Here is a 19,715-nt window from a genome sequence, read left to right as displayed (position 1 = left end):
ACCGTTATGAAGTTGCTGATTGCCTCTACATGGTTCCAGCTCTGTTGGTTCTCTGCAGTGCTTGGGACCTATCAATGGCAGTGGCTAACACTGATCTTAACATTTATTACTCTTGTCTATTGTTGGAGGACGGACGCTTCTGCCTTGAAGCACATCGCGAGTATCGTTTTGGCGGGTGTAGTGCTCGATACGCTCAATCAACAGTTTTCTGTTTTTGTCTTTCCAACACAATGGTTACCCATTTGGTTGTTGTGCCTTTGGGTTCTGTTCTCTTGGTATGCCTATCAGCTCAAGCCTGTTTTGTACCGTTTCCCAAAAATCTACGTATCAATTGTAGGTGGCGTTGGAGGAACCGTCAGTTACTACGCCGGTTACAAGCTCCAAGTCGTTGAATATGGATTTAATACCAGCGTTACGTTGGTCATTCTATTTGCTGAATGGTTTGCCATGACGCTTTTGATACTCAAGGTATACGGATATGAAAAGCTTGAAGAGAGATTTAACCCAGAGGCTGATTAAGGTAGTTGCTTCTCTAGTAGTTATGGGCTCCTTTGCTCTACAAGCTCAGCCAGTTGGAAACAGTGAAAACGCAGATAAGATGTCGAGTTGGAAGGGGTGGAAAACCGTCGGTGAGGCACAACTCACATGGTTCATCTTCGATATATATCAGTCTCGACTAAGCGCACCTGATGGAAAGTTTATTGTAAATGGCGATGTATCACCACACCCTCTGGCATTGGAAATTAACTATCAAAGAGACATCAGCAAGCAGCAGTTGCTTGATGTAACTGATGAGCAATGGGCAAAACTTGGTTTTACTGAATCATATCGAAAAAGTTGGATCAGTGAGCTAAACCGTATGTTTCCCGATATAAAAAAAGGGGATGAGCTTACTTACTTAACCGATGGTAAAACTGGTCAGCTTCTTTACCGACAAGCTGGCATTGCACAAATCAAGACAGTCGGCTTCGTTCAAGATGAGCGAATGAACGATGCGTTTTTGTCTATATGGTTGTCACCTAATACAGAGTTCCCAAAACTTCGAAAACAATTAATAGGGCAGGTTAGATAGTGCTTAAACGAATTTTAAAATCAGTCGCCTTGGCTGCTGCGGCCTTACTTTCAGCATGCTCAGCGGATATCGATCATTATCAATCATCTACACCGACTTTTGATTTATTCGGCTATTTTGAAGGCGAAACAAAGGCGTGGGGGATGGTCCAAGATTACACTGAACAACAAACTCGTCGTTTTGAAGTCGACATCGTGGGTACTGTGGAAGGTAACACGTTGACGCTGGTGGAAGACTTTGTGTTTGATGATGGAGAAGTTGACCAGCGAATTTGGGTTATTACCAAATTAGAAGATGGACGCTATGAAGGTAAAGCAGAGGATATTATTGGTGTAGCAACAGGGGCTGAGCAAGGCAATGCGTTGCAGTGGCGGTATGACTTTGAGTTGCAAATGGATGACTCAACAGTAACGGTCGCTTTTGATGATTGGCTTTATCGTCAGGACGAGAAGCATGTTTTCAACCTCACCAAAATTAAAAAGTTTGGTATAGAGGTCGGGACAATAACCTTATTCTTCCAAAAACAGCCATAATAGTTGAGAGGTTTATCCTCTGCATTACTACCAAATAACCGAAATTATTTCTTCCTAACTAAAAAGGTTGACGCTTTCACGTCAACCTTTTCAATTGCAGATCATCAAGGTGTGATTACAGCTTATCTGTCAGCTCAACCGCTTGACCAATGTAGTTCGCGGGCGTCATCTCTTTCAGACGTGCTTTCTCGTGCTCAGGGAGCTCAAGACCGTCGATGAAGTTGCGCATTGCTTCGCCGTCTACACGCTTACCACGAGTTAGCTCTTTTAGCTTCTCATATGGCTTCTCGATGCCGTAACGACGCATAACTGTTTGTACTGGCTCTGCTAGTACTTCCCAGTTTTTATCTAGTTCAGCAAGAAGCGCTTCACGGTTTACTTCTAGCTTGCTGATACCTTTTAGCGTAGAAGTGTAAGCGATGATTGCGTAGCCAACACCAACACCAAGGTTACGTAGAACCGTTGAGTCAGTCAGGTCACGTTGCCAACGAGAGATAGGCAGCTTTTGTGCTAGGTGGCCGAATACTGCGTTCGCAAGACCTAGGTTACCTTCAGAGTTTTCAAAGTCGATTGGGTTAACTTTGTGCGGCATTGTTGAAGAACCGATCTCACCAGCAATGGTTTTTTGCTTAAAGTGGCCTAATGCAATGTAACCCCAAACGTCACGATCGAAGTCAATCAGGATAGTGTTGAAACGAGCGATAGCGTCGAACAGCTCAGCGATGTAATCATGCGGCTCGATTTGTGTTGTGTAAGGGTTCCAAGTTACGCCTAGAGACTCTGTAATGAATTCTTCAGAGAACTTGTGCCAATCTAGCTCTGGGTAAGCAGAAAGGTGTGCGTTGTAGTTACCTACTGCACCGTTGATTTTCGCTAGGATCTCAACGTTTTCGATTTGCTTGAATTGACGCTCCATACGGTACGCTACGTTTGCCATTTCTTTACCCATTGTAGATGGAGAAGCAGGCTGGCCGTGTGTACGAGATAGAAGAGGAATGTCGCGGTATTCAACTGCGAGTGCTTTGATAGCGTCAATTAGGTTACGGATTTCTGGAAGAATCACTTGCTCACGTGCTTCTTTTAGCATTAACGCATGAGAGGTGTTATTGATGTCTTCAGAAGTACATGCAAAGTGGAAGAACTCATTAACAGCGTGCAGTTCAGGAACGTCTGCTACTTTCTCTTTTAAGAAGTACTCAACCGCTTTAACGTCGTGGTTAGTTGTACGCTCGATTTCTTTAATACGGCGTGCATCTTCTTCAGAGAAGTTAGCAGCAAGGTCGTCTAGGAATTGGTTAGCTTCTGCGCTGAATGCTGGCACTTCTGCAATTTCAGCAGTAGCCGCTAGCTTCTGTAGCCAACGAATTTCTACGATAGTACGGTATTTTAGTAGACCGTACTCGCTGAAAATTTCGCGTAACGCAATCGTCTTACTTCCGTAACGGCCGTCTACTGGTGAAACAGCAGTCAATGCTGACAGTTCCATGATGTTCTCCTGAATTGGGTTTCTAAATTTCGTGAGCGTTATACCAATAACTGTGGCAATTGTCACGAATATTGCGCAAACGTTTGCGCTGGATTTGTTTTATTCGAAAAAAAGTAGCTCGCGATAAACGCGAGCTAGCAGTGTATTCTACATTCTGGCTAACAGGATTTGAGCCTGTTCGACCATTTTCTTTCGGCCAAAAATTAGATGACGACGTTTACCGCCTACTTGGCGCCACAGAACAGCACTACGAATACCAGATAGCAGTAGAGCACGGACTTTGTGTTGGCTGGCCGTTTGTTGCAGCACAGAAGGCGTGCCTGTTACTTGAATGCGTGGTCCAATAGGGCTAACAACATCCAAGTAGATGCTTGCTAAATTGCTGATCATTTGATCATCTAGCAGCTCAAAATGCTCTGACTGACGTTTGGCCATTTGGATACGGTCACCAAGCTGGGACATGGCATCGTTGCGAGCGCTTAACTTACGCTCTAGCGCCATTAAGCTAATGATGTAACGAGTGATCTCACTGCCTGATGGGGTGCTATCAATCCCTTTAACCAGACACTCCAGACCGAGCTTTAGATCGGCTTCGCGACCGAATACGCCAACGGTGTTAGCAGGGTTTGTGTTCAAAATAGCGTTGATTGATGTTTCAAAAGCATCTTGATCACAATGCCCGTTTCTCGCAACTTGTTGAACCAAAGCGACAGCTTGGCAAATACCAGCGAAAGCGATAGTACGGTCATAAAGTGTATTCGCCACGTAACGACTCCTAAGCTTGAGAATATTTAATGCGTTGCTCGATGATGCCGCCACCTAGACATACGTCATCTTTATAAAACACTGCTGATTGACCAGGCGTCACTGCAATTTGTGGTTCATCAAAGATCACTTTAATGTTTTCATCATCGATCGGGATGATTGTACAAGGAATATCTTCCTGACGGTAACGAGTTTTCACTGTGCACTTCATAACATCGCGAATTGGCTCACGATCTACCCAGTGAAGTTGTGACGCAAGTAGACCTTCTGATTTTAGCATCGGGTGGTCTTTACCTTGGACTGCGATTAGCACGTTACGCTCTAGGTCTTTTTCACCAACAAACCACGGCTCTTCATTACCACCGCCGCCTTTACGGCCACCGATGTGTAGACCTTTACGCTGACCTAGTGTGTGGTACATCAAACCTTGGTGTTGACCGATCACTTCGCCTTCTGGCGTTTCGATATTACCAGGCTGAGCAGGAAGGTAACGACCTAGAAAGTCGGTAAATTTACGCTCACCGATGAAACAAATACCTGTCGAGTCTTTCTTCTTCGCTGTTACTAAACCTTGCTCTTCCGCAATACGGCGTACTTCAGGTTTCTCTAAATCACCAACAGGGAAGAGGCTACGGCCAATTTGTTCGTGGCTTAGTGTATATAGAAAGTAGCTCTGGTCTTTGTTGCCATCTAGGCCACGCAACATCGCTGGTTTCTCACCGTTATCCGGGAAAGAGCGACGTACGTAGTGACCCATTGCAATGTAGTCAGCATCAAGCACTTCATCAGCGAATTCTAGGAACGCTTTGAACTTGATTTCTTTGTTACAAAGAATGTCAGGGTTCGGTGTACGACCCGCTTTGTATTCAGCAAGGAAGTACTCAAATACGTTATCCCAGTATTCGGCAGCAAAGTTTATGGTGTGTAGATGAATGCCTAGCTTGTCACATACTGCCTGAGCATCAGCAAGATCTTCTGCTGCTGTACAATATTCTTCGTTGTCATCTTCTTCCCAGTTCTTCATGAACAGGCCTTCTACTTGGTAGCCTTGTTGCTTGAGAAGATACGCAGAAACAGATGAATCAACGCCGCCGGACATACCGACGATGACTTTCTTTTGGCTGTTATCAGACATTACTAAACACCACTTAAATAAACGGGATGCAGATTCTATCAGAATCCACAGACCGGTGACAGATCCGAGATCGAAATCACAATTCGTTTCGCTGCATTTTTCTTCAACAGAAATTCGAACGGGCAATTTCGCAAGTATAGAAGAGGTATATATGGCATAGTTGGCAAAAATCCAAGAGGAAAGTCCAAATGACCGAAGAAAACCAGTTTATGCAAGAAGCCGAGTTGATTGAAATTGTTGAAAACCAACTTGAGGACGGCAATCCATTAAAAGTTAAAGAGACGCTAATGCGCTTAATGATGACAGGGACACCTAGAGAAGAAGCGGTTGCAATGATGGCATGTGCCATGTCGATTGAAATTTTCGATGTGATGAAAAATGAAGGTGAGTTCAACCTAAAGCGTTACTGCGAGCACCTTGAGCAACTGCCAGATCTAAGTTTTATGGAAGGTGAATAAGGAGTCTAGAAGAAAAAAGTGGCTAGCAAACGTTTGCTATAATTGCTTTTATTGCCGCTTTATTATTAGCGGTATAGAATCCGTTCTCCTTTTCATCCCCTTACTCAGACTGACAATATGAAATTTCCTGGACAACGCAAATCGAAGCACTATTTTCCTGTTCATGCTCGTGACCCGCTGGTGAGCCAAGCACAAGAAAGCAAGAAGATGACGCGCACTCACATCATTGGTATTGACCAAACTTTGGTTGATATTGAAGCTAAAGTTACAACGGATGTGATTGAAAAGTACGGTCTGAGTAAAGGTCACTCTTTGGTTATTGATGACGAAAGAGCAGAAGAGTTGTACCAGCAACTTAAAGAAGAGAACTTAATTACCAATGAGTATGCGGGTGGCACAATTGGTAACACGCTACACAACTACTCTGTGCTAGCAGATGATCGCTCTACGCTGCTTGGAGTGATGAGCCAGGATATCAAAATTGGCAGCTATGGCTACCGTTACCTTTGTAATACATCAAGCCGCATGGACTTGAACTACCTACAAGGTGTTGATGGCGCTATCGGTCGTTGTTTCGCTCTTATTACAGAAGATGGTGAACGTACTTTTGCGATCAGTGAAGGGCAAATGAACCAACTGCATCCTGATAGCATTCCAGAAAAAATCTTTAAAAATGCATCGGCGCTTGTACTAACGTCATACTTAGTACGTTGTAAAGAAGGCGACCCAATGCCTGAAGCAACAATGAAAGCGATTGAGTACGCGAAAAAGAATGATGTACCTGTTGTTCTGACTCTTGGGACTAAGTTCGTTATTCAAGATGACCCGAAATATTGGCAAGAATTCATTCGAGATAACGTTTCAGTCGTTGCGATGAATGAAGATGAAGCAGAAGCTCTGACGGGTGAGTCAGACCCACTTGCTGCATCTGATAAAACACTGGAGTGGGCAGATCTAGTATTGTGCACCGCGGGGCCTGTAGGCCTATTTATGGCGGGTTATACGGAAGACAGCGCGAAGCGCGAAACTTCTTTGCCATTACTTCCGGGGTCAATCGCTGAATTTAATCGCTATGAATTTAGTCGTCCGGCGAAAAAAGACACATGTGAAACACCAATAAAAGTGTACTCACATATCTCGCCATATATGGGTGGTCCAGAAAAAATCAAGAATACCAATGGTGCAGGTGATGCTGCGTTATCTGCTGTTCTTCATGATATGGCGGCAAATAAATACCATAAAGAAAATGTGCCTAATTCAAGCAAGCACAGTAACGAATATTTAACTTACTCTTCTTTTTCTCAAGTATGTAAATACGCAAACCGTGCGAGCTACGAAGTTCTCGTGCAACATTCTCCACGTTTGTCACGTGGGCTTCCTGAGCGAGAAGATAGCCTAGAAGAAGCATACTGGGAACGTTAATACACAGTAGTTTAATTAACCATTCTATAACTAAAGTAAAAGGCGCATTAAAAAATGCGCCTTTTTTATTTGTAATGAACCAAATAAAAAAGGCTCCCATTGGGAGCCTTTTAAAAATAGCGCGGATTTAGATCAGGAAATCATCCAGAGATTTACCTGCATCAAGTTGCTCTTGAATTGCAGAAGGTGTACTACCTTGGCCAGTCCAAGTCTTCTCATTACCGTTTGAGTCTGTGTATTTGTATTTAGCTGGACGAGGTGCACGCTTCGCTTTGCCTTTCGTCTTAGTTTCGCCAGATAGCGCAGTAATAAGCGCTTCTACGTCAATACCGTCTTGAGCAATTTTCTCTGCGATCTCTGCTAGCTTAGCTTCTTGCTCAGCTTGTGCTGCACGTTCTGCTTCTTCGGCTTCACGACGCTCTTCTACAACAGTAGTTAGTTTATCTAGAGCTTCTTCCAATTGTTCTAGAGTCAGCTCACGAGAAAATGCACGAAGGCTACGGATATTTAGAAGGGTTTTAGTCAGCTCTGACATAACGATTCCTATTAAAAGGTTAATGTGTTGGGCACTTTTTATCGTTACGATTAAATAATGCCAATCTATAAATAAACAAAGAGTCCTTATATTTAACTTTATCTTTTCCTTATGTGCAAATACTAAATCAAGATTTTGTTTAAATTTAGCTATTTTTTTAAAGCAATAAATATTATTACACTCGAAATAAATCTTATTAGATGAGAATTGAAATCAACACTCGTTATTGTATAGAGATAGAGCCAGCTTGGTTTTTATAAAAAAAGTTGAGTTATTACTTAAAAATATGAAGCGTCCATCTTTGATGGAGTGTCATATATCCTTAATTTATTGATACAAGATAAACCATGATATTTTTAAGGTAGTAATAATGTTTCATAAATAACAAAATTGATGTGATTTCAGTTGCACAAAACTAACTTGAAGTAGACAAGGTTTATAAATTATCTCAGTCATTATTTATTTGTTTAATTTAGTTTGATGTGTTGCATTGACTCTCATCATAAGTACAATGGCTGCTACCTGATGCAATATTGCAGACAATTTGTTGTTAATTTGTACAGTTAGTGGTTAATTGTTTGTTGTTGCCGTAGAGGCGCGGTCTCGAAGAGTAGCTATTATTGGGGTGATGCCAATGAATAATAGTGGAAGGCGAAGATTGCCGAAGTAAGTAACTCATCAAAGTTACTTGCTGGGGTTGTATCTGAAAGGAACAACACTGCCATAGTATATATTCACATTAAACTATGGAGCGCTACTGTAGGGTTGGGTGGAGTGTTCGCTTCCCTGTCGCTAAGTTCAACATGAGCACGTATCGTATGCTACGTGACTTGTCTGCAGTAGATCTCTAGCCAAACTTTGGTTTTTGAAGATCATGAATTTAATAGATTTTTCTAGTTCTCCTGTTTCATTATTGCCACCTATTGTCGCTTTGACTTTGGCGATTCTGACTCGACGTGTATTAGTTTCCTTAGGTGTAGGTATCGTGCTGGGTGCGGTTCTACTTAATAGCTGGTCTATCGGTGATACCGTTAGTTACGTGAGTTCTCAAGTTTCTTCTGTCTTTATTGAAGATGGCGGAATTAACACTTGGAACATGAGCATTGTTGGTTTCCTAATCTTATTAGGTATGACAACTGCGTTATTAACGCTATCTGGTGGTACTCGTGCATTTGCCGAATGGGCACAATCTCGAGTAAAGAGTAAACGCGGCTCCAAACTTCTTGCTGCCTTTTTAGGCGTATTCATTTTTGTCGACGATTACTTTAACAGTCTTGCTGTTGGTGCCATTTCTCGTCCAGTAACCGATCGTTTTTATGTGTCTCGCGCGAAGCTTGCGTACATTCTAGACTCAACTGCTGCACCAATGTGTGTGATCATGCCTGCTTCTAGCTGGGGTGCTTACATTATTACGATTATCGGCGGTATCTTAGTCTCACATGGGATCACTGAGTATTCGGCTCTTGGCGCGTACGTTCGTCTTATTCCAATGAACTTCTACGCAGTTTTTGCACTGCTTATGGTGTTTGCTGTGGCGTGGTTTGGCCTCGATATCGGTAAGATGCGTGAGCATGAAATCTCTGCATCTCAAGGCCGCGGCTTTGATAAAGACAAAGAAAACGACTCGCAAGAAGCGCATGATCTAAACGAAGAGCTAGATATCCGTGAAAGCGAAAAGGGTAAAGTGTCAGACTTGGTACTTCCTATCGTGACGCTGATTATTGCGACTATCGCTTCTATGCTTTACACGGGTGGCCAAGCATTGGTTGCTGACGGCAAAGAGTTTGCGCTTCTAGGTGCGTTTGAAAATACAGATGTAGGCACATCACTAATCTACGGTAGCTTGCTTGGCTTAGCTGTCGCATTATTTACTGTTGTGAAGCAAGGTCTTCCAATGGGTGAAATTGCACGCACACTTTGGATTGGTGCTAAGTCTATGTTTGGAGCGATTCTAATCCTAGTATTTGCTTGGACTATCGGTTCGGTTATCGGTGACATGAAGACGGGTTCTTACCTTTCTACAATGGCTCAGGGCAATATCAATCCACATTGGCTACCGGTTATCCTATTCTTGTTGTCTGGTCTAATGGCATTTTCAACAGGTACTTCTTGGGGTACGTTCGGCATTATGCTTCCAATCGCGGGTGATATGGCTGGTGCAACCGATCTTGCGCTAATGCTCCCAATGCTAAGTGCAGTTTTAGCCGGTGCCGTTTTTGGTGACCATTGTTCACCTATCTCCGATACCACTATTCTGTCGTCGACTGGTGCACGTTGTAATCATATTGATCACGTATCGACCCAGTTGCCTTATGCATTGTCCGTGGCGCTAGTTTCCTGTGTTGGCTTCATTACTTTGGGAATGACTGCGTCAATTGCATTCTCATTCATCGCTGCATCAATCACATTTATTATTGTATGTGGAGCACTTTCTTGGTTGTCGAAGTCTAAAATGGCATCGTGCCAAAATGTCTAGTACAGCTCAGTATTTTTAATAAAGAGGAAGCTCCGCTAAATTTAGCGGAGCTTTTTTTTAACGCGATTTAGGTGAGGGGGGCAATCGCGTTTTTGGGGATAATCGTTTCGTGTTAAAAGCGAGCTATTTGTGTTCTGAGCACTCCTTTCTGTGCTGTGATAGAAAATCTATCAACCGACTTCTTCTTAGCTCTAAGCAAAGACTATGCCTAGTTTAAGTTGTTGATTTTAAAGGCGGTAATATCAAGAGGTTTATGATGAGGGGCTAAGTAAATGATATATGATGAGTTGTCTGTTACACAGTGTCACGTTACACCTGTACAGCAACTAAACATTTAAGTTGTATTTCTTTATTAGACGATAAAGCGTTGTTCTTGAAATACCAAGATGACGTGCAGCCGCACTCATATTGTGCTTATTTTCTTCGATAGCTTGCAGTAGGTAGTCGAGATCAATTTGGTCCACTGAAGGGAGTAATTGCCTTTCATTATTATCAAGGCCCAAGTCAGCGACGAGAAGCGTGTGATCTTCACACATGACAATCGCTCGTTGGATTACATTCCGCAGTTCTCTTACGTTACCTGGCCAACGATGCTTGAGGAGCTTGGCTTTCACTTTATCCGACATTTTTTGTACCTGACCATGAGACAAATCTGTTAAGAAGTGTTCTGATAACATAAGGATATCTTTCCCACGCTTTCTCAGTGGAGGAATAGTTAATGGCAAGATATTAAGCCGATAGAATAAATCTTCACGGAATCCGCCTTGTACAACCTCATTTTTCAAATCCACGTGGCTCGCAGCAATGACTCTGCAGTCCACGTCAATGAATTTATCAGCGCCGACTTTATGGATTTGCTTACTCTCTAAAAAGTGCAGAAGGTGGATTTGTAGATCCGGCGGCATATCACCAATCTCATCTAGGAATAGGGTACCTTTATGCGCTTTTTGAATAAAACCGATACGATCTGAAATCGCTCCTGTAAATGCTCCTTTTTCGTGACCGAAAAGTTCTGACGCAATAAGACCACTTGGAATTGCGCCGCAGTTAACTTCAACAAAAGGCGCCGAGTGTCTGTTCGACAACTGATGAATAAGACGAGCACAGAGACCTTTGCCCACCCCTGTTTCACCCTGAATGAGTACTTCAGCATCACATTGAGCGTACTTTTGGATTGCCGTGCGAAGTTCTTGGATACATGCACTATTGCCGATTAATGGGTATAGTGTTGTATCGCTGAAATCCACAGCTTGTTTGTTACTACCGTTACGCAGTTTCATGGTTAATCACTATTTTTTGCCCCACTAAAATAATAGTTTTGAATGAGTCGTCTCAAACGTGAGCGGATGTCTCTTTATTGAGAATGATGTCAATTACTAAGGGCGGTGAGATCTAAATAGTTGTTTTGATGAAAATTCATACTATTCTTCTTTTTCTTTAAGAATAGGGTTGAATAGAAACTTAATTTCTACCCAGATACTCAACTGAAATTAAATTTAAATCCTTTAAAATCAAGTAATTATAAAAAATAGTTAGAAAATGCTAAATTCAGTATTGAAAAATATAGAATCCTTGGTTAGTGTGGTTACTAACGAAGCAACTCAATAGAGCCTTAAATAAGTATGCGTAATTTTGTAATGAACATTCATCACCATCATCACCCAATCTAGTCTTTCGGGCGATGTACGCATACCCGGGAGGCAGGAAACTCCCGGAGGTGAAATCAAAGTAAAAGCAGATTTTAAACCCTCGGGAGACTCCAATCTCTCGAGGGTTTTTTAGTTTTATTAATTCAAAAATTACTTATATATCAAAATCTTGCACAGGGAAAAAGCAATGCAAACACAACGCTTAAGAATCGCAATTCAGAAAAAAGGTCGCCTTAGTAAAGAGAGCCAAGCTCTGCTAAAACAGTGCGGCGTAAAATTTAATGTAATGGGTGAGCGTTTAGTGGTTCACTCGGAGAACATGCCAATTGATTTGCTTTTGGTTCGTGACGATGACATCCCTGGTCTGATTATGGATGGTGTTGTTGACTTAGGTTTCATTGGTGAAAATGAATTGGAAGAAGTTCGTCTAGATCGTAAAGCTCTGGGTGAACCATGTGAGTTTGTACAACTTCGTCGACTTGACTTTGGCGGTTGTCGTTTGTCTATCGCTATCGACAAGGATGAAGAGTACAACGGTCCACAAGACTTAGCTGGTAAGCGTATTGCCACAACTTACCCTCAACTCCTGAAAGCTTACATGGATGAAGCAGGCGTTCCATTCTCCACATGTATGCTAACTGGCTCTGTAGAAGTTGCACCTCGCGCAGGTCTAGCTGACGCTATTGCTGATTTGGTATCGACTGGCGCAACGTTAGAAGCGAATGGCTTAAAAGAAGCGGAAGTGATCTTTAAATCTAAAGCGACGCTGATTCAACGTATCGGTGAGTTTGATGCGGACAAAACAGCACTGATTGAAAAACTACTGACTCGCATGCAAGGCGTACAACAAGCGAAAGAGTCTAAGTACATCATGCTTCACGCGCCAGCTGAAAAGCTCGATCAAATCAAAGCACTACTTCCTGGTGCTGAGGATCCTACTGTTCTTCCTCTTTCTGCAGATAAGCAGAAAATGGCTGTTCACTTAGTGAGTTCTGAAAACCTGTTCTGGGAAACCATGGAACAGCTAAAAGAGTTAGGTGCTAGCTCAATCCTAGTGCTACCAATTGAAAAAATGATGGAGTAAACATCATGAGAACAGTCGTTTGGCAATCTTTAAGTGAAGAGCAGCAAGATTCGATCTTAGAACGTCCTGCTATTGCAGAAGGTGCAAATATCACTGCAGCAGTGTCTGAGGTTATCGCTAAAGTTAGAAATGAAGGCGACTCTGCTCTCAACGAGCTGACAGAAAAGTTTGATCGCGTTAAACCTGAGTCCATTCGTGTTTCTTCTCAGGAAATTAAAGCCGCTTCAGAGCGCTTGTCTGAATCAATGAAAAACGCATTAGAGCAAGCTTATGCCAATATTTCTAAATTCCACAAAGCGCAAAAGCCACAGCCAATTAAAGTCGAAACTCAACCGGGTGTGCTTTGTGAACAGGTAACACGTCCAATTCAAAAAGTGGGTTTGTACATTCCTGGTGGTAGCGCGCCATTGCCATCGACGGTTTTGATGCTGGGCGTGCCTGCGAAAATTGCTGGCTGTCGTAAAGTTGTGCTTTGCTCTCCGCCTCCAATCGCTGACGAGATCCTTTACGTAGCAAAATTGTGTGGCATTGATGAAGTGTACAACGTCGGTGGTGGTCAAGCTGTTGCTGCAATGGCATATGGTACAGAGACCGTATCAAAAGTTGATAAGATTTTTGGCCCGGGTAACGCTTACGTGACGGAAGCAAAGCGTCAGGTGAGCAATGATTTCCGTGGCGCAGCGATTGATATGCCAGCGGGTCCTTCGGAAGTTCTTGTGATTGCGGATGAAACAGCGGACCCAGATTTTATTGCGGCGGACCTTCTAAGTCAGGCAGAGCATGGACCTGACTCTCAAGTTGTACTTGTGACGCCATCAGCCATTATTGCAGATCAGGTGACAGATGCCGTTCGTCGTCAATTGAAAGAGTTGTCTCGTTCAGAGATTGCAGAAAAAGCGCTCGCATCGAGTTTAATCATTATTGCTGAATCGATCACCCAAGCGATCTCTATTTCTAATTATTATGGCCCTGAGCACTTAATTGTTCAGACTAAGAACCCACGCGAGCTTCTGCCTCTATTAGACAACGCAGGTTCGATCTTCCTTGGTGATTGGTCGCCTGAATCTGCAGGTGATTACGCATCGGGCACTAACCACGTTCTTCCTACTTACGGTTATACACGGACATATTCAAGCTTAGGTTTGGCTGATTTTTCTAAACGAATGACGGTTCAAGAGCTTTCAGCTGACGGTCTTAAAAATCTTGCGCCAACGGTTGTCACCATGGCTGAAGCAGAAGGTCTGGACGCCCACAAACGTGCTGTTACTATCCGTGTAGAAAAATTAGCAAGTAAGTAAGAATAAGAGAGTAAAGAGATGGAAAAGCTAGCGCGTAAACAAGTCCAACAACTAACACCTTATCTTTCGGCTCGCCGAATTGGTGGAACAGGTGACGTATGGCTGAACGCCAACGAATCGCCATTCAACAATGAATACAAAACAGACTTTGCTCGTCTTAATCGTTACAGCGAATGCCAGCCGAAAGAACTGATTTCTGCTTACGCCGCGTATGCTGGAGTGAAGCCAGAACAAACGCTGACTTCTCGCGGAGCAGATGAAGGTATTGAGTTATTGATTCGTGCTTTCTGTGAACCGGGTGAAGACGCGATTTTATACTGCCCACCGACTTACGGTATGTACGCCATCAGTGCAGAAACCATCGGTGTAGAGCGCAAAACGGTGCCGCTAACGTCAGATTGGCAACTAGACCTCGCAGGCATCGAAGCGAATCTAGATAACGTGAAACTGGTTTTCGTATGCTCGCCAAACAACCCAACGGGTAACTTAGTTAAGCGTGACGATATTGTCTCTCTGCTTGAGATGACAAAAGACCGCGCAATCGTGGTCATGGACGAAGCGTACATTGATTTTTGTCCAGAAGCGTCAACAGTAGATTTACTGGCAGAATATCCAAATCTAGCGATTCTGCGTACTCTGTCGAAAGCTTTCGCGCTTGCAGGTCTGCGTTGTGGATTTACGCTTGCGAACGAAGAGCTGATTAATGTACTTCTTAAAGTTATCGCACCTTACCCAGTCCCAGTTCCAGTGGCAGAAATTGCTACTCAAGCGCTCTCAGAAGCAGGATTAGCGCGAGCGAAGTTCCAAGTTCTCGATTTGAACGCGAACCGAGCTTACTTACAAGTTGGTTTGTCGATGATTCCGGGTCTGGAGGTCTTTGAAGGGTGGGGTAACTACTTATTGGTGAAATTCCCAGATGGCGATGCTCTTTTCAAAGCCGCTTGGGATACGGGCATTATCCTGCGTAACTCGCCAATTGAGAACTGCGTGCGTATCAGTGTTGGTAACCGCGACGAGTGTGAAAAGACACTGGGTTTCATTAGAAACTACTATTCATAAATAGAATTCTCAACGTTCTCGGTTTATGCCGAGAACGAAACAAGATTAGTAATAAGGAAGTTCGAGTGAGCAAGCAACAAAAAATCCTATTTATCGACCGAGATGGCACGCTGATTGTTGAGCCACCGATTGATTTCCAAGTTGACCGCTTGGATAAGTTAAAACTAGAGCCATTTGTTATCCCAAGCCTGTTGTCGTTGCAGGATGCGGGATACCGTCTAGTGATGGTCACTAACCAAGATGGTTTGGGTACTGACAGCTACCCACAAGAAGATTTTGATGCACCACACAACATGATGATGGAGATCTTCGAGTCTCAAGGTGTGAAGTTCGATGACGTGTTGATTTGTCCTCACTTTGAAGAAGATAACTGCTCTTGCCGTAAGCCTAAGCTAGGCATGGTGAAAGAGTACCTTCAAGGTGGCAAAGTTGATTTTAAAAACTCTGTTGTGATTGGCGATCGTCAAACCGATCTTCAACTTGCAGAAAACATGGCAATTCGCGGTATTCAATACAACCCAGAAACCATGGGCTGGAAACAGATCCTGAAAGACCTCACGGTGAAAGCTCGTATTGCTGAAGTGATTCGTACCACGAAAGAAACGGACATCAAAGTTGCGGTTAATCTTGATGAGCAAGGCGGTAATGACATCTCAACGGGTCTTGGTTTCTTCGATCACATGTTGGATCAAATTGCGACGCACGGTGGATTCCAAATGGTGTGCAAAGTAGAAGGTGATCTACACATTGATGATCACCACACAGTAGAAGATACCGCGCTGGCCTTGGGTCAGGCGTTGAAAGAAGCGCTGGGTGACAAGCGTGGTATTGGTCGCTTTGGTTTCAGCCTGCCAATGGATGAGTGTTTAGCACAATGTGCGCTAGACCTGTCAGGTCGTCCTTACCTTAAGTTCGACGCGCAGTTTAGTCGTGAGCAAGTGGGGGACCTTTCAACAGAGATGGTGGTTCACTTCTTCCGTTCTTTAACTGACACACTAGCGTGTACACTGCACCTTTCTTCTGCGGGCAACAATGATCACCACATCATTGAGAGCCTATTTAAAGCGTTTGGTCGTACTCTGCGCCAAGCAATCAAAGTAGAAGGCACTGAGCTACCGAGTAGTAAAGGCGTACTTTAAGGCTAACGTTAGCAAGGAGAAAAACAGTGACAGAACAGAAAGTTGTCATTATCGATACTGGCTGTGCCAACGTTTCTTCGGTGAAGTTTGCCATTGAACGCCTAGGCTATGACGTAACGATTTCAAAAGATCCACAAGTTGTATTGGCGGCTGACAAGCTCTTTCTACCGGGCGTGGGAACTGCCAGTGAAGCGATGAAGAACCTAGAAGAGCGCGATCTTATCAGCTTGGTGAAACAGGTAGAGAAGCCGCTACTAGGTATCTGTTTAGGCATGCAATTGTTGGGCAAAGTGTCTCAAGAAAAAGGCCAGAAAGCAGACGAGTTAGTTGAATGTCTTGGACTTTGTGATGGCGAAGTGAAGCTGCTTCAAACCGGCGATTTGCCACTGCCGCACATGGGGTGGAATACCGTTTCTGCAAAAGCAGGCAATCCGTTATTCAAAGGTATTGAAGAGGGTGAGTACTTCTATTTTGTGCACAGCTTTGCGATGCCAGTTGGAGACTACACCATTGCCGAATGTGATTACGGAAATCCATTCACTGCTGCGGTTCAAAGCGGTAACTATTATGGTGTGCAATTCCACCCAGAGCGTTCTTCAAAAGCGGGCGCGAAGCTTATTCAAAACTTCTTAGAATTATAAAAGGGATTTAGTGTGATTATTCCAGCTCTTGATTTAATTGAAGGACAGGTGGTTCGCCTTTATCAAGGTGATTACGGCCAAGTAACCGAGTACAAAGTCGACCCAGCAGAGCAGTTCAATTTGTACCACCAAGCGGGTGCTAACTGGCTGCACTTGGTGGATTTAACTGGCGCGAAAGACACGACAGCACGCCAGCTAGGTTTGATTGCAAAGCTACTAGCAAGCACACCAGCGAACATCCAAATCGGTGGTGGAGTGCGTACAGAGCAAGACGTGATTGATCTGTTAGAAGCCGGTGCGCAGCGTGTTGTAGTCGGTTCTACAGCAGTAAAACAGCCAGAGCTTGTGAAAGGTTGGATGGAAAAATACGGCGCAGAGAAAATCGTTCTCGCTCTAGATATCAATATCGATCAAGACGGCACGCGCAAAGTTGCCATTTCTGGCTGGCAAGAAGATTCAGGCGTGACTATCGAAGCTCTGATCAACGATTATCTGACGGTAGGTCTACAGCATGTGCTTTGCACGGACATTTCTCGTGACGGTACGCTAGAGGGCTCAAACGTTGAGCTTTACGTCGACCTATGTAAACAGTACCCACAAGTGCAGTTTCAATCTTCAGGTGGCATTGGCTCATTAGCAGATATCGAAGCGCTAAAAGGCAGCGGTGTGGCTGGCGTGATTGTTGGTCGCGCATTGTTAGATGGTAAGTTCACAGCAGAGGAGGCGTTTGCATGCTGGCAAAGCGAATAATTCCATGTCTTGATGTTCGTGATGGACAAGTGGTGAAGGGCGTCCAGTTCCGCAACCACGAAATCATTGGTGACATCGTTCCTCTGGCGCAGCGTTATGCTGAAGAAGGCGCTGACGAGCTTGTGTTCTACGATATTACCGCTTCAAGTGATGGGCGTGTCGTTGATAAAAGTTGGGTCGCTCGCGTTGCAGAAGTGATTGATATTCCGTTCTGTGTGGCTGGTGGCATTAAATCAGCAGAGGACGCGGCGCGCATTCTTGAGTTTGGTGCAGATAAGGTATCTATTAACTCTCCTGCCTTGGCGAACCCTCAGTTGATTACTGACCTTGCTGATAAGTTTGGTGTGCAATGTATCGTCGTTGGTATCGATTCATACTACGACAAAGAGACGGGCAAGTATCAGGTTTACCAGTTTACTGGTGATGAAGAACGAACCAAAGCAACGCAATGGGAAACACGTGATTGGGTGCAAGAAGTACAAAGGCGTGGCGCTGGTGAAATCGTACTGAACATGATGAACCAAGACGGCGTACGTAACGGTTACGATATTGAACAACTTAACATGGTGCGTGAAGTGTGTAACGTGCCATTGATTGCATCGGGTGGGGCAGGTGCTATGGAGCATTTCGCAGAAGCCTACCAAAAAGCAAATGTGGATGGCGCGCTTGCCGCATCGGTATTCCACAAACAAGTCATCAATATTGGTGAACTAAAGCAGTATTTGAAACAACAAGGCATTGAGGTACGACTATGAGTGTGAAAGCCGCCGAAGTAAGTTCGCTAGTTGAGCGAATCAACTGGGAAAAGGTGGATGGTCTGGTACCTGCTATCGTACAAGATTTCCAATCAAGCCAAGTGCTGATGATGGGTTATATGAACCAAGATGCGTTGGCAAAAACGGGCGAAACAGGTCAAGTGACGTTTTTCTCTCGTACCAAGCAGCGTCTTTGGACGAAAGGTGAGACCTCCGGCAACGTATTGCAACTAGTGAACATGCAGCTCGATTGCGACAACGATACGCTACTGGTGAAAGTGAATCCCATTGGTCCTACGTGTCACTTGGGTAACACAACTTGCTGGGATGTGGACCCTCAAGAGGAGTCACAAATGGTGTGGCTTCATCAACTTGAGCAGCTATTGGCTGCCCGCAAGAGTGCCGACCCAGATTCCTCTTATACTGCCAGTCTTTATGCCCGTGGCACCAAGCGTATTTCGCAAAAAGTGGGCGAAGAAGGCGTTGAAGTCGCGCTTGCGGCGACGTCGGGCGATAAGGCGGAGTTAGTGTGTGAATCTGCAGATTTGATTTATCACTTAATGGTATTGCTTCAAGACCAAGGCTTATCGATGAATGACGTAGTGAATAAACTGAAAGAGCGTCATAAGTAAGCTTGCGATAAGTGAAAGCCCCTATGCTCTCGAGCCTAGGGGCTTTTTTACTTTAGTGTTCTTGATTCGGGGGAAAACCCGGCAACAGTGCTAGTAGCGATTAGACTCTGAATCACACTCGTTCCTCGCTGTTCAGAATGACGGTATATTTTCTAATGGTACTTGCAGTAGAGTTATTTACTTCAAATAGGTACATATATTCACGTCACTCCAACGAACCTAGGCGAGGTCAAGAATCCAATTAAATCGAGCACAATAAGCTAGGTATGGATGCTTTACCCACAACACTTTTTAAACTTTTTACCGCTTCCACAGATACACGGGTCGTTGCGACCTACTTTTAGGCTACTCACTGGTTGGTTTAGGCGAGGATCTTGTTCTGGTTCTTCTTCTAGCTCTTCTTCTGGAAACGTGCCGTCAATGTAGTACCAAAGCCCATTTTCTTTTACAAAGCGGGAACGCTCTGTCATACAGTAGCGTTTGCCGTCTTCATCAAAATAAGCGCTAAACTCTACAAAGCCTTCATTGTCATTACTGCCAGCTTCTGTTTTTACAACTTCAAGTTTGCACCAATCGCTGTCGATAGATTGGGCAATGCCTTCACGTTGCTCTTCTGCATTACAGATTGGATGATAAGTGTTGACCACGTAATCGACTAGACCTAACACATGCGCACTGTAACGAGAGCGCATTAACTGCTCTGGAGTGGTGACGTCAGCATGGTTGTTGTGGGCAATTTCACAACACTGTTGGTACGTGCGGTTAGATCCGCAAGGGCAAGAAGAAGCCATAAAATGAAATCTCGATTAATTAAGCGGTAAAAACA

General features: G+C 44.0%; 20 protein-coding genes, 1 riboswitch and 1 other annotated feature. Of the genes, 14 read left to right on the top strand and 6 right to left on the bottom strand.

Going from position 1 to position 19,715, the window contains the following annotated elements; genetic code table 11:
* The first annotated feature begins 6 nt into the window (after window positions 1-6).
* The 3 genes from OO778_RS10870 to OO778_RS10860 are packed head-to-tail and all read left to right on the top strand — an operon-like array spanning window position 7 to window position 1,605.
* The gene (locus tag OO778_RS10870) at window positions 7-519 is read left to right on the top strand and encodes a DUF2878 domain-containing protein (RefSeq protein WP_046874769.1); all 513 of its coding nucleotides are present in this window, start codon (window positions 7-9) and stop codon (window positions 517-519) included.
* On the top strand, window positions 479-1,072 hold the full coding sequence (locus OO778_RS10865) for a chalcone isomerase family protein (protein ID WP_074191111.1): 594 nt from the start codon (window positions 479-481) through the stop codon (window positions 1,070-1,072). The genes OO778_RS10870 and OO778_RS10865 overlap by 41 nt, the downstream gene beginning before the upstream one ends.
* Before the next feature lie 11 nt (window positions 1,073-1,083).
* Entirely contained in the window at window positions 1,084-1,605 is a 522-nt protein-coding gene (locus OO778_RS10860; protein WP_257887217.1) for a DUF3833 domain-containing protein, read from the top strand.
* Window positions 1,606-1,720: 115 nt separating this feature from the next.
* Here the strand turns inward: OO778_RS10860 and purB are convergent, their stop codons facing one another.
* From purB to mnmA, 3 genes are all read right to left on the bottom strand, one after another.
* The gene (gene purB / locus OO778_RS10855; protein ID WP_005390853.1) at window positions 1,721-3,091 is read right to left on the bottom strand and encodes an adenylosuccinate lyase; all 1,371 of its coding nucleotides are present in this window, start codon (window positions 3,089-3,091) and stop codon (window positions 1,721-1,723) included.
* A 147-nt stretch (window positions 3,092-3,238) separates the two neighbouring features.
* Window positions 3,239-3,856 carry a high frequency lysogenization protein HflD gene (gene hflD, locus OO778_RS10850; RefSeq protein ID WP_046874772.1) on the bottom strand — a complete coding sequence of 206 codons (618 nt, stop codon included), beginning with the start codon at window positions 3,854-3,856 and terminating at the stop codon, window positions 3,239-3,241.
* A 10-nt stretch (window positions 3,857-3,866) separates the two neighbouring features.
* Window positions 3,867-4,991, bottom strand: coding sequence for a tRNA 2-thiouridine(34) synthase MnmA (mnmA, locus tag OO778_RS10845; protein WP_005390857.1), 1,125 nt, complete (start codon window positions 4,989-4,991; stop codon window positions 3,867-3,869).
* A 188-nt stretch (window positions 4,992-5,179) separates the two neighbouring features.
* Here mnmA and OO778_RS10840 point away from each other — a divergent pair, with 188 nt between their 5' ends.
* Both OO778_RS10840 and OO778_RS10835 read left to right on the top strand, forming a co-directional pair.
* Window positions 5,180-5,449, top strand: coding sequence for a hypothetical protein (locus OO778_RS10840; protein WP_005390859.1), 270 nt, complete (start codon window positions 5,180-5,182; stop codon window positions 5,447-5,449).
* Window positions 5,450-5,566: 117 nt separating this feature from the next.
* Window positions 5,567-6,871: an inosine/guanosine kinase gene (locus OO778_RS10835; RefSeq protein WP_005390861.1), complete on the top strand. Its 1,305-nt coding sequence runs from the start codon at window positions 5,567-5,569 to the stop codon at window positions 6,869-6,871.
* A gap of 127 nt (window positions 6,872-6,998) precedes the next feature.
* On the opposite strand, the gene OO778_RS10830 is transcribed toward OO778_RS10835, so the two are convergent.
* Window positions 6,999-7,406, bottom strand: a complete 408-nt coding sequence (locus tag OO778_RS10830; RefSeq protein ID WP_264909771.1) for an H-NS family nucleoid-associated regulatory protein — start codon at window positions 7,404-7,406, stop codon at window positions 6,999-7,001.
* Window positions 7,407-7,988: 582 nt separating this feature from the next.
* Window positions 7,989-8,171: riboswitch (Lysine riboswitch) on the top strand.
* 109 nt (window positions 8,172-8,280) lie between these two features.
* On the opposite strand from OO778_RS10830, the gene tet(35) reads away from it, so the two are divergent.
* Complete coding sequence (gene tet(35) / locus OO778_RS10825) at window positions 8,281-9,882, top strand: tetracycline efflux Na+/H+ antiporter family transporter Tet(35) (protein WP_046874775.1); 1,602 nt, start codon at window positions 8,281-8,283, stop codon at window positions 9,880-9,882.
* Between the two features lie 326 nt (window positions 9,883-10,208).
* On the opposite strand, the gene OO778_RS10820 is transcribed toward tet(35), so the two are convergent.
* Complete coding sequence (locus OO778_RS10820; RefSeq protein ID WP_005390867.1) at window positions 10,209-11,162, bottom strand: sigma-54 dependent transcriptional regulator; 954 nt, start codon at window positions 11,160-11,162, stop codon at window positions 10,209-10,211.
* 365 nt (window positions 11,163-11,527) lie between these two features.
* Window positions 11,528-11,665, top strand: a sequence feature (His leader region).
* A gap of 53 nt (window positions 11,666-11,718) precedes the next feature.
* Between OO778_RS10820 and hisG the strand changes: the two genes are divergently transcribed.
* From hisG to hisIE, 8 genes are all read left to right on the top strand, one after another.
* Window positions 11,719-12,615: an ATP phosphoribosyltransferase gene (gene hisG, locus OO778_RS10815; RefSeq protein ID WP_005390869.1), complete on the top strand. Its 897-nt coding sequence runs from the start codon at window positions 11,719-11,721 to the stop codon at window positions 12,613-12,615.
* A 5-nt stretch (window positions 12,616-12,620) separates the two neighbouring features.
* Window positions 12,621-13,913, top strand: a complete 1,293-nt coding sequence (hisD, locus tag OO778_RS10810) for a histidinol dehydrogenase (protein WP_005390871.1) — start codon at window positions 12,621-12,623, stop codon at window positions 13,911-13,913.
* 18 nt (window positions 13,914-13,931) lie between these two features.
* Window positions 13,932-14,972 (top strand): histidinol-phosphate transaminase, encoded by a 1,041-nt coding sequence (hisC, locus tag OO778_RS10805; protein ID WP_053807212.1) that lies wholly within the window; start codon window positions 13,932-13,934, stop codon window positions 14,970-14,972.
* A 65-nt stretch (window positions 14,973-15,037) separates the two neighbouring features.
* Window positions 15,038-16,111, top strand: coding sequence for a bifunctional histidinol-phosphatase/imidazoleglycerol-phosphate dehydratase HisB (hisB, locus tag OO778_RS10800; RefSeq protein WP_264909770.1), 1,074 nt, complete (start codon window positions 15,038-15,040; stop codon window positions 16,109-16,111).
* Window positions 16,112-16,137: 26 nt separating this feature from the next.
* Window positions 16,138-16,752, top strand: a complete 615-nt coding sequence (gene hisH, locus OO778_RS10795) for an imidazole glycerol phosphate synthase subunit HisH (RefSeq protein ID WP_047008596.1) — start codon at window positions 16,138-16,140, stop codon at window positions 16,750-16,752.
* Between the two features lie 12 nt (window positions 16,753-16,764).
* Window positions 16,765-17,502, top strand: a complete 738-nt coding sequence (gene hisA, locus OO778_RS10790) for a 1-(5-phosphoribosyl)-5-[(5-phosphoribosylamino)methylideneamino]imidazole-4-carboxamide isomerase (protein ID WP_047008597.1) — start codon at window positions 16,765-16,767, stop codon at window positions 17,500-17,502.
* A complete protein-coding gene (hisF, locus tag OO778_RS10785) occupies window positions 17,484-18,257 on the top strand; it encodes an imidazole glycerol phosphate synthase subunit HisF (RefSeq protein ID WP_017821717.1) in 774 nt (257 codons plus the stop codon). Before hisA ends, hisF begins: the two co-directional genes overlap by 19 nt.
* A complete protein-coding gene (hisIE, locus tag OO778_RS10780; protein ID WP_005378160.1) occupies window positions 18,254-18,889 on the top strand; it encodes a bifunctional phosphoribosyl-AMP cyclohydrolase/phosphoribosyl-ATP diphosphatase HisIE in 636 nt (211 codons plus the stop codon). Before hisF ends, hisIE begins: the two co-directional genes overlap by 4 nt.
* Before the next feature lie 275 nt (window positions 18,890-19,164).
* Here the strand turns inward: hisIE and OO778_RS10775 are convergent, their stop codons facing one another.
* The gene (locus tag OO778_RS10775) at window positions 19,165-19,680 is read right to left on the bottom strand and encodes a YchJ family protein (RefSeq protein ID WP_042522052.1); all 516 of its coding nucleotides are present in this window, start codon (window positions 19,678-19,680) and stop codon (window positions 19,165-19,167) included.
* Window positions 19,681-19,715: the final 35 nt, after the last annotated feature.

Source organism: Vibrio sp. STUT-A16 (assembly GCF_026000495.1).
Taxonomy (GTDB): Bacteria; Pseudomonadota; Gammaproteobacteria; order Enterobacterales; family Vibrionaceae; genus Vibrio; species Vibrio diabolicus.
Note: the sequence above shows the minus strand (reverse complement) of the source record. Positions and strands in the feature narration are given on the sequence as shown.

Coding starts and splice junctions, on each gene's coding strand:
- OO778_RS10870 (WP_046874769.1), top strand. CDS start 7: ATGAAGTTGCTGATTGCCTCTACATGGTTCCAGCTCTGTTGGTTCTCT.
- OO778_RS10865 (WP_074191111.1), top strand. CDS start 479: ATGAAAAGCTTGAAGAGAGATTTAACCCAGAGGCTGATTAAGGTAGTT.
- purB (WP_005390853.1), bottom strand. CDS start 3,091: ATGGAACTGTCAGCATTGACTGCTGTTTCACCAGTAGACGGCCGTTAC.
- mnmA (WP_005390857.1), bottom strand. CDS start 4,991: ATGTCTGATAACAGCCAAAAGAAAGTCATCGTCGGTATGTCCGGCGGC.
- OO778_RS10840 (WP_005390859.1), top strand. CDS start 5,180: ATGACCGAAGAAAACCAGTTTATGCAAGAAGCCGAGTTGATTGAAATT.
- OO778_RS10835 (WP_005390861.1), top strand. CDS start 5,567: ATGAAATTTCCTGGACAACGCAAATCGAAGCACTATTTTCCTGTTCAT.
- OO778_RS10830 (WP_264909771.1), bottom strand. CDS start 7,406: ATGTCAGAGCTGACTAAAACCCTTCTAAATATCCGTAGCCTTCGTGCA.
- OO778_RS10820 (WP_005390867.1), bottom strand. CDS start 11,162: ATGAAACTGCGTAACGGTAGTAACAAACAAGCTGTGGATTTCAGCGAT.
- hisG (WP_005390869.1), top strand. CDS start 11,719: ATGCAAACACAACGCTTAAGAATCGCAATTCAGAAAAAAGGTCGCCTT.
- hisD (WP_005390871.1), top strand. CDS start 12,621: ATGAGAACAGTCGTTTGGCAATCTTTAAGTGAAGAGCAGCAAGATTCG.
- hisC (WP_053807212.1), top strand. CDS start 13,932: ATGGAAAAGCTAGCGCGTAAACAAGTCCAACAACTAACACCTTATCTT.
- hisF (WP_017821717.1), top strand. CDS start 17,484: ATGCTGGCAAAGCGAATAATTCCATGTCTTGATGTTCGTGATGGACAA.
- hisIE (WP_005378160.1), top strand. CDS start 18,254: ATGAGTGTGAAAGCCGCCGAAGTAAGTTCGCTAGTTGAGCGAATCAAC.
- OO778_RS10775 (WP_042522052.1), bottom strand. CDS start 19,680: ATGGCTTCTTCTTGCCCTTGCGGATCTAACCGCACGTACCAACAGTGT.